The organism is Curvibacter sp. Hmag1.1, from assembly GCF_059769165.1.
Genome location: NZ_JBMBGX010000002.1, coordinates 1,310,117 through 1,324,971 on the forward strand (window position 1 = coordinate 1,310,117; position 14,855 = coordinate 1,324,971).

At 59.9% G+C, this 14,855-nt stretch carries 10 protein-coding genes; 3 read left to right on the forward strand and 7 right to left on the reverse strand.

Translation table 11 applies throughout. The annotated features are described in order from the left end of the window. Positions 1-5 precede the first annotated feature (5 nt). Genes ACOAP0_RS06705 through ACOAP0_RS06715 form a run of 3 tightly spaced genes read left to right on the forward strand, consistent with a single transcriptional unit; the run spans position 6 to position 5,977 of the window. Positions 6-4,406 carry a tetratricopeptide repeat protein gene (locus ACOAP0_RS06705; protein WP_498375069.1) on the forward strand — a complete coding sequence of 1,467 codons (4,401 nt, stop codon included), beginning with the start codon at positions 6-8 and terminating at the stop codon, positions 4,404-4,406. After that, positions 4,403-5,197, forward strand: coding sequence for an FkbM family methyltransferase (locus ACOAP0_RS06710; protein ID WP_498375068.1), 795 nt, complete (start codon positions 4,403-4,405; stop codon positions 5,195-5,197). The genes ACOAP0_RS06705 and ACOAP0_RS06710 overlap by 4 nt, the downstream gene beginning before the upstream one ends. Before the next feature lie 9 nt (positions 5,198-5,206). Continuing rightward, entirely contained in the window at positions 5,207-5,977 is a 771-nt protein-coding gene (locus tag ACOAP0_RS06715; RefSeq protein ID WP_498375067.1) for an FkbM family methyltransferase, read from the forward strand. On the opposite strand, the gene ACOAP0_RS06720 is transcribed toward ACOAP0_RS06715, so the two are convergent. The 7 genes from ACOAP0_RS06720 to fliD all read right to left on the reverse strand — a co-directional run bounded on the left by ACOAP0_RS06720 (position 5,946) and on the right by fliD (position 14,749). After that, positions 5,946-7,742 (reverse strand): tetratricopeptide repeat protein, encoded by a 1,797-nt coding sequence (locus ACOAP0_RS06720; RefSeq protein ID WP_498375065.1) that lies wholly within the window; start codon positions 7,740-7,742, stop codon positions 5,946-5,948. The genes ACOAP0_RS06715 and ACOAP0_RS06720 overlap by 32 nt on opposite strands. A 10-nt stretch (positions 7,743-7,752) precedes the next feature. Next, a complete protein-coding gene (locus tag ACOAP0_RS06725) occupies positions 7,753-9,114 on the reverse strand; it encodes a TolC family outer membrane protein (protein WP_087495215.1) in 1,362 nt (453 codons plus the stop codon). Then, on the reverse strand, positions 9,111-10,442 hold the full coding sequence (locus ACOAP0_RS06730) for an HlyD family type I secretion periplasmic adaptor subunit (protein ID WP_498375064.1): 1,332 nt from the start codon (positions 10,440-10,442) through the stop codon (positions 9,111-9,113). The genes ACOAP0_RS06725 and ACOAP0_RS06730 overlap by 4 nt, the downstream gene beginning before the upstream one ends. Before the next feature lies 1 nt (position 10,443). After that, positions 10,444-12,294 carry a type I secretion system permease/ATPase gene (locus ACOAP0_RS06735; RefSeq protein ID WP_498375063.1) on the reverse strand — a complete coding sequence of 617 codons (1,851 nt, stop codon included), beginning with the start codon at positions 12,292-12,294 and terminating at the stop codon, positions 10,444-10,446. 140 nt (positions 12,295-12,434) lie between these two features. Then, positions 12,435-12,734: a flagellar protein FliT gene (locus tag ACOAP0_RS06740; protein ID WP_087495218.1), complete on the reverse strand. Its 300-nt coding sequence runs from the start codon at positions 12,732-12,734 to the stop codon at positions 12,435-12,437. A gap of 16 nt (positions 12,735-12,750) precedes the next feature. Next, a complete protein-coding gene (gene fliS / locus ACOAP0_RS06745) occupies positions 12,751-13,170 on the reverse strand; it encodes a flagellar export chaperone FliS (protein ID WP_087495219.1) in 420 nt (139 codons plus the stop codon). A gap of 160 nt (positions 13,171-13,330) precedes the next feature. Next, complete coding sequence (gene fliD / locus ACOAP0_RS06750; RefSeq protein ID WP_498375062.1) at positions 13,331-14,749, reverse strand: flagellar filament capping protein FliD; 1,419 nt, start codon at positions 14,747-14,749, stop codon at positions 13,331-13,333. Positions 14,750-14,855 lie beyond the last annotated feature (106 nt).

The window sequence follows — 14,855 nt, forward strand, 5'->3', positions numbered from 1 at the left end:
GCTCAATGGCCGGACGGCAACCGAAACAGGAATCGAATGAACTGTTTTCCCGGGCCCTGTCACTGCAAAGTGCGGGGCTTGGTGATGCCGCCCGCCAGGCGTATGAAGCGCTGCTCCGGAAAGAACCGGAGCACCTCAATGCACTGAACAATCTGGGTATCCTGTGCAATAGCATGGGGGAGCACCAGCAGGCGCTGGGTCTGTTCGAACAGCTGATTGCGTTGGTTCCCCAAGAGTCGAAAGCGCATGCCAACCGGGGTGTGGCACTCAAGGCCTTGGGACGGCTCGAAGACGCAGCACAGGCCTATCAGCACGCACTGACCCTGGACCCACGTTTTCACTCAGCGCACAACAACCTCGGCAACCTGCTGTACAGCCAAGGTGCTTTTGACAAAGCCCTGAACTATTTCGAAACCGCCTCCTCCCTGCAACCCCAGCTTGGGGAATACCGTTTCATGCTGGCCAAGTGCCTGCTGGAGCTCCAACAGATGGAGCGAGCCCGCAGTGAACTCACCCTTGTGTTGCGTGCCGACCCGACCAACGCAGACGCCTGGGGCACCTTGGCGAGGCTGTGGTCTGAGAAGCACGCCATGCCCGAAGCGCTCGCCTGTTTTGAGCGAGGCATCGCAGTACGTCCGGACTACGCAGGCCTGATCTACAACCGCGGTCTGGCAAGGCTTTTGGCCGGTGACTTGCCCGGTGGCTTTGCCGACTACGAGCGCCGCTTCGACGTGCCGGACTTCCCCTCCAAGCGCCTGCAGACCCCCAAGCCCCTCTGGCAAGGCCAGCCCTTGCCCGACCAGACTCTGCTTATCCACGCCGAGCAAGGCTTGGGCGACACCCTGCAGTTTTTAAGGTATATCGACCTTGCAGCCAAGCGGGCTCTGCGCGTGCTGCTATTGATTCAGGAGTCTTTGACGTCACTGGCCGTGCTGCCTGCCAATGTGGAACTGGTGCACGAAGGAGCGCGCACACCGCACTTTGATGTGGTGTGCCCCTTGTTGAGCCTGCCGCATCTGCTGGGCCCTGCGCTGCCCGGCACCGACGCACTCAACATTCCACAAGTCATTCCCTATTTGAAGCTCGACCATAGTCGCAGTGCAAATTGGGAGTCGAATTTTCAGAAACCGGAGATGCAGGGCAAGCTGCGGGTGGGCCTTGTCTGGGCGGGTAACCCCACCCACAAGAACGATGCCAACCGGTCGATGGACTTCTCCGCGCTCTCTGCGCTGTGGGACTTGGACGGTGTGCATTTCTTCTCTTTCCAGGTCGGTGCCCGAAGTGCGGATCTGGACTCATTGACTCCTGCACAGCGCGCCAAGGTGACCGACATGGCGCCGCTGCTCAAAGACTTCGGCGATACCGCAGCAGCCCTGGTGCATGTAGACCTGCTCGTGTGTGTAGACACCAGCATCTGCCATGTAGCGGGCGCCCTGGGCTTGCCGGTATGGCTGCTCATTCCCTGGATGCCGGATTGGCGGTGGCTGCTTCACCGCGAGGATTCGCCTTGGTACCCCAGTGTGCGCATCCTGCGCCAACCGGCCTACCGGGACTGGGCATCGGTGCTGCAAAGCCTGACCAAGGATTTGAATGAGTTGGCGCAGCCGCAGTCTGCCGCTGGCCAGCAGCGTCAGCAGGCGGCCCATGCCCTCGTGGAGCAAGGCCGTGTGCTGCTGGAGCGCAATGAGCCGGCACTGGCACGCCCCGCGTTCTGGCAGGCCCTGCGTGAGTGCCCTACCCATGCCCGCGCAGCGAGCGCCCTGGCCATTGCCGCTTTCCGCGCCGGCGACACCCATGCCGCTCTCATGATGGGTTCGCGCGCCTGCAGGCAAAGCCCCAATGACCCCGAAAATTGGTCGAACTGCGGGGCCTACTTCAAAGCTGTGGGCGACCTGCCGGGCACCCTCGCCTGTTTTGAGCGAGGTATCGCGGTACGTCCGGACTACGCAGGCCTGATCTACAACCGCGGTCTGGCGAGGCTTTTGGCCGGTGACTTGCCCGGTGGCTTTGCCGACTACGAGCGCCGCTTCGACGTGCCGGACTTCCCCTCCAAGCGCCTGCAGACCCCCAAGCCCCTCTGGCAAGGCCAGCCCTTGCCCGACCAGACTCTGCTTATCCACGCCGAGCAAGGCTTGGGCGACACCCTGCAGTTTTTAAGGTATATCGACCTTGCAGCCAAGCGGGCTCTGCGCGTGCTGCTATTGATTCAGGAGTCTTTGACGTCACTGGCCGTGCTGCCTGCCAATGTGGAACTGGTGCACGAAGGAGCGCGCACACCGCACTTTGATGTGGTGTGCCCCTTGTTGAGCCTGCCGCATCTGCTGGGCCCTGCGCTGCCCGGCACCGACGCACTCAACATTCCACAAGTCATTCCCTATTTGAAGCTCGACCATAGTCGCAGTGCAAATTGGGAGTCGAATTTTCAGAAACCGGAGATGCAGGGCAAGCTGCGGGTGGGCCTTGTCTGGGCGGGTAACCCCACCCACAAGAACGATGCCAACCGGTCGATGGACTTCTCCGCGCTCTCTGCGCTGTGGGACTTGGACGGTGTGCATTTCTTCTCTTTCCAGGTCGGTGCCCGAAGTGCGGATCTGGACTCATTGACTCCTGCACAGCGCGCCAAGGTGACCGACATGGCGCCGCTGCTCAAAGACTTCGGCGATACCGCAGCAGCCCTGGTGCATGTAGACCTGCTCGTGTGTGTAGACACCAGCATCTGCCATGTAGCGGGCGCCCTGGGCTTGCCGGTATGGCTGCTCATTCCCTGGATGCCGGATTGGCGGTGGCTGCTTCACCGCGAGGATTCGCCTTGGTACCCCAGTGTGCGCATCCTGCGCCAACCGGCCTACCGGGACTGGGCATCGGTGCTGCAAAGCCTGACCAAGGATTTGAATGAGTTGGCGCAGCCGCAGTCTGCCGCTGGCCAGCAGCGTCAGCAGGCGGCCCATGCCCTCGTGGAGCAAGGCCGTGTGCTGCTGGAGCGCAATGAGCCGGCACTGGCACGCCCCGCGTTCTGGCAGGCGCTGCGTGAGTGCCCCACCCATGCCCGCGCAGCGAGCGCCCTGGCCATTGCCGCTTTCCGCGCCGGCGACACCCATGCCGCTCTCATGATGGGTTCGCGCGCCTGCAGGCAAAGCCCCAATGACCCCGAAAATTGGTCGAACACGGGCGCATTTTTCAAGGCTGCTGGCGATCTCGAGCGTGCACTTCGTTACCAGACCACCGCAGTCCATGTGGCGCCCCAAAGTCCGCAAGCCCAAGCCAACCTCGGCAACACACTGGGTGCCCTGCACCGCTGGCCCGAGGCGCTGGAAGCCACCCGCAAGGCCGTAGCGTTGGTACCCGGCTCCAGCGAATACCTGTACAACCTGGGCATCGCGCTCAAAGAAAATGGTTTGTTTGAAGAGGCCCTGCAAACCTTCCGCCATGCACAACAATTGGCGGGGGGACACATCAGGGCTGCCCTCCATGAAGCATTGTTGGAGTTGCTGACCGGCGATATGGCTGCCGGATGGCGACATTACGAGAGCCGCTGGAGCCAGCCGGATGCCAAGGAAGTCAGGCAGTTTTCTCAGCCCTTGTGGACGGGGCAGGACCTCTCTGGCAAAACCATTCTGGTCCACGCAGAACAAGGCTTTGGCGACACGTTCCAGTTTTTGCGCTACCTGCCGCTGCTGGCGACCAAGGGCGCCAAGGTCTTGCTCGTCGTGCAAAGTGATGTGCAGAGCATTGCCGGGCGCGTGGAGGGCATAGCCCAATTGATTCCAAATGGGAGTGAGCTTCCACCCTTTGACTTGCAGTGCCCGCTTCTGAGTTTGCCTGCTGCTTTCGGCACCGAGGTGCACACCATCCCGGCCAATGTCCCCTACTTGAGCGCGCTGCCCGAGCGCAGCACCTTTTGGCGCACTCGACTGGGGCCCGCGCCCGCCTACCGCGTGGCACTGGTGTGGGCAGGGCGCCCCACCCACGGCAACGATGCCAACCGCTCACTGGCCCTCAAGCATCTGGAAGTATTGTTGCGGCTGGAAGGAGTGGACGTCCTTTCCGTACAAAAAGGCGATGCCCTCGCGCAAATCGACAAGCTATCCGATGGGTGCAGGCTGCTGAATCTCAGCCCTGAGATTCAGAACTTTGAAGACACCGCAGCCATCCTCAGCGAAGTGGATGAACTGGTCACCGTGGACACCTCGGTAGCCCACCTTGCAGGCGGCTTAGGCCGCCAAGTGCGGGTACTTTTGCCACTTATTCCGGATTGGCGGTGGTTGCTCTCTAGGGCAGACTCACCGTGGTATCCCACTGCGCGCCTGTACCGCCAATCTGCCCGGGGAGCATGGGCAGAGCCGGTCGCGGCGCTGGTGGCCGATGTTGCCAAAGCTGCCCGGGCCTGCAAGCCCCGAACACCATGAACTACGTCAAACGCCCGTCGCCCTTTGTGATCCTGTCCACCAGCCAGGGCACGCTGATCACCAACAAAAACGACTACCGCATGATCGACGCCACGCGCGGCTATGGCGTGGGCTGGCAGCTCTTCAACCAAGGGTGCTTTGACCCGGACGAAGTAGGTGCGGCCATCAAGTTACTCAACATCCGGCATAAATATTTCGGCGATGGCGTCGTGGGCTTGGACTGCGGCGCCAACCTCGGGGTCCACACTGTGGAGTGGGCGAAAGCTCTCTATGGACGTGGCAGCGTGATTGCCATTGAGGCGCAGGAGCGCATTTATTACGCACTGGCCGGCAACATCGCCATCAACAACTGTTTCAACGCCAAAGCCATTCATGGTGCGATCGGGGCTGAAGAAGGCGTTTTGGACATCCCTGTGCCCGACTACCTGCAGCCTGCAAGCTTCGGCAGTCTGGAGCTGCGCCAAACGGCCAAGAGCGAGTTCATCGGCCAAGCTATCAATGCGGAGCGCAACCAGCGGGTGCGCATGCTGACCATTGACTCGCTGGATTTGAAACGCCTTGACTTCATCAAAATTGATGTGGAAGGCATGGAGCTGGAAGCCCTGGCCGGCGGGCGCAACACCATCATGAAACACAAGCCCGTAATGCTGATCGAGTCCATCAAGACCGACAAAGTGGCTCTGTTGAAATTTCTGGAAGAGCACGGCTACCAAACCTTCCCCATGGGTATCAACGTGCTGGCGGTCCACAGCACGGACCCTACCCGCGAACAAATTTCCATCCAGAACTAAGCTCCGCCCATGGCCTACCTGTCGTTCACCCGGAACTTTGAAGATGTCATGATCAACCGGGCCTTGGCTGCGGTAGACAAGGGCTTTTATGTGGACGTGGGCGGCTACATGCCCATCTCAGACAGCAACACCTGCGCGCTTTACCAGCGTGGCTGGCGTGGCATTGTGGTCGAACCCCAAGCGCGGCTGCACCCGCAATGGGCCAAACATCGCCCGGAAGACATCCTCGTGGGCGCCGCCGTCGGGGAATCCGATGGTGAAGTGACCTTCAACGAATTCCCCTGGAACGACCAGGCCGCCACCATAGCGCCCGACATCGTGGCCATGCACCAGCGCGAGGGGCGCGAAGTCAAGAGCTACACGGTGCCCCTGGTGACCCTGAATAACCTGCTGGAGAAATACCGCCCCCAAGGCGAGGTGCATCTGCTGAGCATTGACGTGGAAGGCGCAGAGAAGTCCGCACTCAACGGACTGGATCGCAGCCGCTTCCGCCCCTGGCTGATCGTGTTGGAGAGCGTGCTGCCCAACCGGCCCCAGGCCAACTATGGCGAGTGGGAGCACCTGCTGCTGAACACCGGGTATGTGTTTGTGTACTTCGATGCGGTGAACCGGTTTTATCTGGCCAAAGAACATCTGGACCTGCAAGCCCATTTCGGCTACCCGCCCTGCGTATGGGACAACTTTGTAGACCACCGCCTGAACCATGCCCAGCAGGTTGCGACCCAAGCGCAAGCCGAGTTGGCCCAGCTCAAAGCGCGCTTGCGGGAACTGGCTGGCTGAGTGCGGCCTGCAGCCGCTGCACCACACCGGCCCAATCAGATCCTGTGTCCTGACGGAAGAGGCGCATTTCCGGGTACCACGGGCTGTCGTCCCGGCCCAGCAACCAGCGCCAGTCAGGGCTATAGGGCAGCATCAACCACACCGGTTTGCCCAGCGCAGCCGCCACGTGGGCCACAGAAGTGTCGACCGCAATCACCAGATCCATATGGGAGATGAGCGCCGCTGTTTCTGCGAACGAGGTGAGTTGATCGGCCCAAAGCCGGATGCCCATGGCAGCGGGGTCCAGCGCCAGATCAGCCGCCCGGAATTCCTTTTGCAGGCAATGAAACTCGGCATCCATTCGCAAGAGCGGCTCCAGGAGTTGCAGAGACATGGATCGGTTATGGTCATTCTTGTGTTCCGGCCGACCGGACCAGACCAGCCCCACACGTTTGCGTGAGGAGGAACCCACACGCTGGCCCCATTGGACGACCAACTGCTCGTCTGCGGCCAGATAGGGAGTCGCCGTTGGCACCGTTGCAGGAGTCGTTTTCAAAGCCCACGGCAAGCTGAGCAATGGGCACTGGTAATCGAACGCAGGGAGGGGATCGCCCTGCCGCAACCAAACATCTACCCCTTCCAGCGAATGCAAAAGTGGCAGCAAGGGCGGCTGGACTTCCATGACCACATGGGCACCCCGTTGCTTCAACAGCTTGGCGTAGCGGCAGAACTGCACGGTATCGCCCAAGCCTTGCTCCGCATGTAAGAGTATGGTTTTGCCTTGCAGGCTTTGCTCACCTGTCCACAAAGGCTGGACGAAGGGGCGAACCGATGCCTGCAGCTGCTCGGTTTTCCAGCGCCATTCATAGTGCGCAAAGCCCTCGTCGAACTCGCCACGCAACAGGTGGCAGATGGCGAGGTTCAAATGGGCACCGCTGTTGTCCGCCTTCAATGCCAGCGCGCGGCGGTTCATGGCCATGGAAGCATCCAGGTCCATCATCTCTTTGAGCAAGGTGGAGCAGTTCACCAGCGCGTCAATGAAGTCCGGCTCCAGGGCAATAGCCTTTTGGTAGCTCTGCAAGGCTTCCTGCATGCGGCCCATTCGCTTGAGCAGCACGCCGCGATTGGACCAAGCTTCGGCATAGGAAGGCCGCAGATCTACGGCTTTGTCGTAGGCCGCCAAGGCTTCCTCAAAGCGCTCCAACTCGCGCAGGGCGTTGCCCATGTCGAGGCAGGCCACCGTCATATCGGCTTGGCAAAAGAGTGCTTGGGTGAACGCATCTACTGCGTCCTGCCATTGCTTCAGGTCGTTATAGGCCAGTCCCAGGCCGTGCCAGCTTTGGGCATAACCAGGCTGCAGTGCTAGCGCTTTGCGGTAGGACTCAATTGCCTGCAAACTTTGTCCAGCATCACGCAAAGCGTTGCCACGGTTACCCCAGGCCTGTGCAAAGTCGGGTTGAATGTCCAGCGCCCGGTCGTAAAGTTCTAAGGCTTCCTGCGGACGCCCCAGTGCACGCATGACCAAGCCCAGGTTGGACAGCAAGGCCGCATTGCGGGGTGAAAGCACCAAAGCTTTTTCCAGGAGCAGCAGCGCCAATGCGTGGCGGCCAAGTCGATGCTGTACAAGCCCCCGCACATGCAGCGCTTCTGCATGGTCAGGCTCTTGTTTCATCAGTTGCTCTAGCGCTTCGTCTGCACCGGTAAAGTCACCCTTGGTGAAGTGCTGCACAGCTGCCTGGAACAAATCATCCACAGGCGTCGCATGTACCGCTTGGAACGCAGCCATGGTGGAAGTCTCAGGGAGTGTCGCGTTGCGGGCTCAGGAGTTCGTCGATGTACGACACCACTGAGTCAGCTGGCACTCCGGCCTTGTTGAACAAGCGTAAGCGTTGAAAAATGTGGTCGTAGCGGGCCTGAGCGAGATCACGTTGAGCTTGGAAAACCTTGCGCACCGCTTCCAGCACATCAGCGTTGGTGCGGAGCCCGGAAGCCTGCCCTTTGAGCGTGCCCTCCAGCGCGGTGCGACTGGCGTCCAGTACATCTTCATACGCCAGCAGCTTGGACTTGCCCGTCTGAATGACCTGGAACAAACGGCTCACCTCCACCTCAAGGCTTCGCTTTTCATTCAGCCACTCCGCCTCAGCCTTTGATTTTTCAGCGATTGCTTGCGTGACCGCAGCTTTCACTGCACCGCCGCTGTAAATCGGAATATTCAGCTGAAGACCAATCGCACTTTGGTTGACGGTCTGATTGAGACTGCTGACCGATTCGTTCCGGCTGTTGGAAACACTGGCCACCAGGTCAAGCCGTGGCATATGACCCGCGTTGCTCCGGGCAACCAAGGCATCGGCAGCATCCACGAGGTAACGGCGCGCTTGGACGTCAGGATTGGCAGCTACCGCCTTCTCCTGCCACTCCTGGAGTGTGGCGGGCACGAGAGGTGGCGGGGTGAATTCATCCCCCAAGCGCACCAGAAATGGCTGATTGAGGCCCGTCAGGGAGTTGAGCAGTTCCCGGGCGTTCGTCATCTGGTCTTTGGAATCAGCCCACTGCGCCATCGTAAGGCTCAGGTTGGCGCGGGCCTCGGCCACCTCGGTGCGGGTACCTTCACCTTGTTCAAAGCGTCGGCGCATCAAGTTGCGCTGGGCTACCGTGGCATGCACTTGGGCGTGCAAAGACAGGAAAGCATCCTCCGCCAGCATGCGCTGCAAGTAGGCCACGGCCAGGCGATCTACCAGCTCCGCCTTGCGGGTCAGGAAAGTAGCCTCGGCATTGCCCACCTGCGCATTGGCCTGACGGACGCGAGCTCTGCCCTCCAAATTCAACAATGGCGCCCGCAAGCTGATGCTTTGTGTGGGGGCCCGGTAATCCAAGTTGTTGGATTTAGATGCGCCACCGGCCACGTCATAGTCTTGCGTGCCCTGCACCGACGTCTCTGAAATTGTGGCGTTCACCGACGGCAGCACACTGCTGCGAGCCAACGGCAAGGCTTGTTGCCCCGATGCCAAAGCAGCTTTGGCGGCTTGGAACTTGGCATCGTTCTCGAGAGCTGCCGCATAGGCTTTCTCGAACTCACCACCATGCACAGCGGACAGCCCGCCCAAGCAAACCAGACTTGCCAGTGCGATACGACCCACCTGAGTGTTGAGCAGCTTCATGGCTCGATCAGGGCCCGGTGCATGCGGTCCGTCAGTGGCTTGAGCAGGTAGCTCATGAATGTGCGTTCCCCTGTTTTGATGAAAACGTCCGCCGGCATACCGGCTTTCACTTCCTGATGCTGCAATTTTTGCATTCCGTCGGGCGTCACTTCAACTATCAGCTTGAAGTAGTTGGCATTCTGCCTTGAATCCGTCGCAGCATCGGCAGCGACCTGGACCACGCGCCCGTTGATACGCGGCGTGGTTGACTGATTCAGCGCACTGAACAGGATGCTGACTTCCATATCGACCTTGACCTTGTCGATCAGGTTGGTGGCCAGGGGCGTTTCAATCCGGAGTACGTCGTCCTTGGGGAAGATTTCCATGAGTGGCATGCCATTGCTCACCACGCCGCCCACCGTATGGACACTCAAGCTCATGACGGTACCACTGACAGGAGCCCGCACCTCCGCGTTGTTCACCTCAAACTCCAGCCCCCGCATGCGTCCTTCCAACGAGGCCGCTTCGCGCTGAACATCGGACAACTGGGACTCAATGTCCTTGCGCTGCTCCTGCTGGCGGGCGGCGATTCTGGCACGCCCCTCGGCAATGGCCTGGCGTGTCTTGCCAGCGCTGTTGAGATCCTCCGCCACGCCGCCCTGGATGCTGGCGAAAAGGCGTTCCTGCTCAGACACCCGGTTGCGGGGGTAGAAGCCATCATCCGCCAAGGACTTCTGGTTGCGCAGTTCCTCACGCAGCATCCGGCTCTGGGTTTCTTTGGAATACTTCGCAGCCTCCTGGCCTTGCACCTGGTATTCCAAGCCTCTCAGGGCGGCTTCCATGCTTTGCAATTCGTTGCTGCGCAGCTGGCGGCGCGACTCCAAAAGCCGGCTTTGCAGGGCCATGACCTCGACGACGCGGGTGTCTTCGCCCAGTTCCAACAGAGCAGGTGGAAAGTCGATAGAAGCGCGCCCTCGCTGCTCAGCCTCCAGGCGAGCTTGGGTTGCCATGGCCACCAACCATTGGCCACGGACAATATCCAGCTGGGCCCTGGCCGATGTGTCGTCCAATCGCACAAGCACCTGCCCCGCCTGCACCTGCGCGCCATCACGCACCAATATTTCGGACACTTTGCCGCCGGTCAAAGGCTGCACCAGCTTGCGACTGCCGCTTACCACCACGGTTCCTGACGAGGAAACGGCAGCATCCAAGGGCGCCATGGTCGCCCACGCCATGAAGGCACCAAACCCGAAGATGAGCAAGAGCCAGCCCCACCGGATAGGGCGCGCATCGTTCAGGTCGACCTGGACGGCCGTACCGAAGGGGGATTCGTTCAACAGTGTGCTCATGTCAATCACTGAACTTGAGGTTGAACGGAGGCATGCCACTCGCCGGATCGGGCTCTGGCGCAGCTTTGCGCGCAGGTGACTCCGCGCGCACGGGCTCTAAGGCAGGCGCGGGGGCCGGCGGAGCCTGCTTGTTGACCAGGACAGGCGGCACTGCGCCACGAGGTGGCCCGGCGGAATTGGCTGCCGCAGGTACCGGCGCAGGCGCTTCCATCGCCCTGCCATTGAGGGCAGCCAACACCTCTTCACGCGGGCCGAATGCGGCAATGACACCGTCACGCAACACCATCAATTTGTTGGCGGCCCCCAAGGCTGAAGGCCGGTGGGTGATGATGACCGAGGTACGCCCCCGGGAGGACAGGTCTTTGATGGCGTCCGTGAGGGCTTTTTCCCCCATGTCGTCCAGGTTGGAATTCGGCTCATCCAACACCACCAACACCGGGTCGCCATAAAGCGCTCGTGCCAGCGCGATGCGCTGGCGCTGCCCACCCGAGAGGGCAGCCCCGCCCGCACCCACCGGGGTGTCATACCCCTGTGGCAAGCGCAAGATTTGCTCATGGAAGCCCACACGCTGGGCTGCGACCACGACAAGCTGCGGATCTATCTCGCCGAAGCGGGCAATGTTTTCAGCCACTGTTCCGTCAAACAATTCGATGTCCTGCGGCAGGTAGCCAATGTATGGACCCAGTTCCTGCTTGTTCCAACGGAACAAGTCTGCGCCATCCAGGCGCACTGTGCCGGAGAGTGCGGGCCAGATGCCCACCAGCAGGCGTGCCAATGTGGACTTGCCGGCGCCGCTGGCACCGATCACTGCCACCGAGTCGCCGGCCTGCAACTGAAAGCTGATCTGCTTGATGATGGCAGTCCGGCCACCGGGCGCTGCGGTGGCGACATTCTCAAACGCAACCTGCCCGCTCGGTGCGGGCAAGGGCATGGCGGGCGGACGCGCGGGGAAAAGATGCAAAAGCTCCTTGAGTCTCTGGTACGCGGACCCCGTCGCAGCCAATGAGGCCCAGTTGCCTACCAAGCCCTCCGCCGGAGCCAGCGCTCTACTGGTCAGGAGAGACACGGCAATCATCATGCCCCCGGTCATCTTGCCCTCCAGCACCAGCAAGGCGGCCAGCCCCAGCGACAAGGACTGCATGGAGATTCGGACAAATTTGGTGAGGTTGCCCATAACCGCGGCCCGGTCGCTGGCTCGGGCCTGCAGTCCGATTTCTTGCGTATGCAGCTTTTGCCACCGGCGCTGAATCTGGCCCAGCATGCCCATGGCTTCAATGACCTCAACGTTTTGCAGATGGCTGCTGAGCTCCCGCTGCGACTGCATGCTGTATTTCTGGGCCTCACCCAGCGCAGACTTGGCCAGCTTTTCATTGAGCCAGGTGATGGCCACTAGCACCAAGGCACCGGCCATGGTGAAGATTGCGGCCTCTGTGGAGAAGGACGCAATGATCAACAAATACAAAGGCGCCCAAGGCGCATCAAACACAGCAATCAGACCCGGGCCGGTCAGTGATTGGCGCAGGGTCGTCAGGTCATGGAGTGGCTGGGTGCTGCTGTTGCCGGGTTGTCGCAACATGCGCTCAAAGGTGGCACTCAGTACGCGCAAACCCAGCAAATGATCCAAGCGCGCACTGACCCGAACCAGTATCCAGGAGCGTATGGTCTCCAGCGCCGCCATGAAAAGATAAGCGCCCAGCACCAGAAGCGTCAGCACGAACAGTGTGGTTTCGTTGCGGCTGCCCAGTACGCGGTCATAGACCTGCATCATGTACAGCGATGGGGCGAGCATCATCAGGTTCAGGAAGCCGCTGAATACGGCCACCGTCACAAACGCCGAGCGCAGCTGACGCAACGCGTGCCTCAGCTCGTCAGGTGATGATGGGTTCGGGGAGACCATGAAAGAGGTGGTACGGATAGAGCCTTGTCGGCCACCATCTTACGTACGCACCTCTGAAGCTAGGCGCAGAACAGCGCCTGAAAAACCGCCCGTTTTCAGTGCAAAAACTGGCGCTGTCCTTCGAACCGTTGCTCGAAATGGGCCAGCCATGGCTCGGCCAGATAACGGATTTGGGCATCGTTGTGCAAGATGCGCTGCATGATCCGGGTTTTCTCGGCCCGGGACGCCGCATCCAGCTCTTCGCTGCGCGCCCGTTGGCGGAGTTGTTCGATCAGCACGGCGCAGGCTCCCTCGAAGCGCATGACACCATCCCAGTCTTCTGCCTTGGCGGCTTCCAACATTTTGGCGCTGCTGTCTTCGATGGCCTTGTAAAAGTCAATCAGCATTTGTGGCATGGAGTGACCCCGCGATTCAGACCGGTTGCAGGTAAGCGGGGCCGTTCCCGTTGATTTGCTTCCAGCCGCTGGAGACGGGCTCCATGACACGCTGAACTTCTTCAATGATGCCGGCATCACTCTTGATGTTGGCGACCGTGAGGCGTTGCACACAGTAGGTGTACAAGGCATGCAGGTTGGCAGCAAGCTCGCCACCTTCTTGCAGATTCAGGGGGGCAATCAAGCCCTCTTCAAAAATGCGGACCGCGTGGTTGATGTGCTTGCACTTGGCAGGAACATCACCGTTCTGAATGGCAAGGCGTGCGCCGCCCAAAGCCTGGTTCAGCGCGTCAAACAAAAGGACAACCAGCTTGTGCGGATCTGCGTTGTCAACACTGGTCTCGATGCCTACACGCTTGTAGGCAGAGGCTGAGCGGGAGCTGACTGAGGTAAACATGCTGCGATTCCTTGAGGAGATGCTCTAGTTATCGGCAGATGCTACGACAAATCAAGTGTTTCTCCCTCAGAAATGGCGGGGTTTTCCGCCCGCTATGCCTTTTATAGCTACCCGCGCAATACTGACGGGCGCCAATGCCACTTTTTACGCTTAACGCAACTTAGCTGGTGGATTTGTTCCAGGTGGTCACTTGTTGGGACACATAGCTGTTAAGCGCGGTGAGGCTGGCCATCTTGGTATCCAGTGCAGCGTATTGGGCCTTGAGGCGCGTCTCGAGGTTGGATGCGCGAGTATTCACCTTGGTTTGCTCGGTCGAATTGAGGTCGATGGCTTTCTTGACTGCATTGGTCTTGTTGGTAACCGTTCCGGTGGCAGCCAAGAGTCCGTTCGCAAAGTCTTTGATCCGCAGGCCGAACCCATTGGATGCATCGGATCCGCCAAAGTTGGTAAACAGCAATTGGAGATTGGACACATCGCTGAACGCGGATGTCAGCTTAGTACTGTTGAGTTCCAAGTCACCACCCAACTTGGCACTGATACCGATATCTGCCAATCGAGAAAAAGTAGACCCCGTCGACGAGGTGGCCCCCACGAGACTACGAAGCGCCCGTTGCAGCCCAGTGGCTACCGAATCACCCTGCAATGCACCGGCTGTTTTTGTAGCCGCATCGTAAGCTGTAGCGTCATTCAGCGTCTGGTTCAGAGCGTTGTACGCACCGATGAAGTCCTGAATGGTCTTCGTCATGCCCGCAGTGTCTTTGGCCACCGTCACGTCCACCGCCGTGGTCGTGACTTGAGACAAAGTCAGATTCAGGCCGTCGACCACATTCGTCAAGGTGTTCTTGGAAGAGGAAACTGCCACACCGTTGATGGTGGCTTCTGCATTTTGTGGCGCCTGGTTCTGCGCCATGGCGAAGTTTCCAGTGGTGTAAGACAGGCGCGACAGATTAGAGGGAACACTGACAGAGCCCCCCGTTCCCTCTGTGGCAGTCACCGTAAACGCACCATCTGAACCGGTATTGGTGGCTCTAAGCATCAAATTTACTTTGCCGGATCCATCCGAGATCACGCTGGCCGCAACGCCCAATCCGGAGACCCCATTGATCTTTGCAGCTATCTGGGCCAGCGTTCCTTCACCGTCCGCGATGTTGATACTCACTGCAGCATTCGAACCCACCTGGATGGACAAGGTGCCGTAGCCCAACTGGTCTGTGGCTGCTGGAAGTGCGGTACTGCCTACCGTGGTCGGCAGGGCAAGTGACTGCGCTTTCGCCAGTTTGGAAACCTCTATGCTGTAAGACGCAGCCGCAGCGCCGGTACCCGCTGTGGCGGAGACCGCCGAAGTGTTGGAAGAGGTGGCTGTTGTCCCCTTCCAGCTCAACACGCTCCCCAATTTGGAAGCTGCCGATGCCAAGGTAGACACTTGCGACTGAATGACACCTACGGTGGAGAGCTGGGTTTGGAGTGTGGTTGCCTTGGTCTGCAAGGATTTAAGCGGCTGCTTTTCCAAAGCTGAGAGCTGCGAAATGATGCTGGTGACATCCAGCCCACTGCCCAAACCTGTTGAAGAAATAGCCATCCTGAACCTCCAGACTGATACCAGCCCTGATTATGGGGAGGCACTTTGACCTCTAAAGGCTCAATTAATCGGCAATCACCCGCCAAACTGAAATGAAACGCCCATA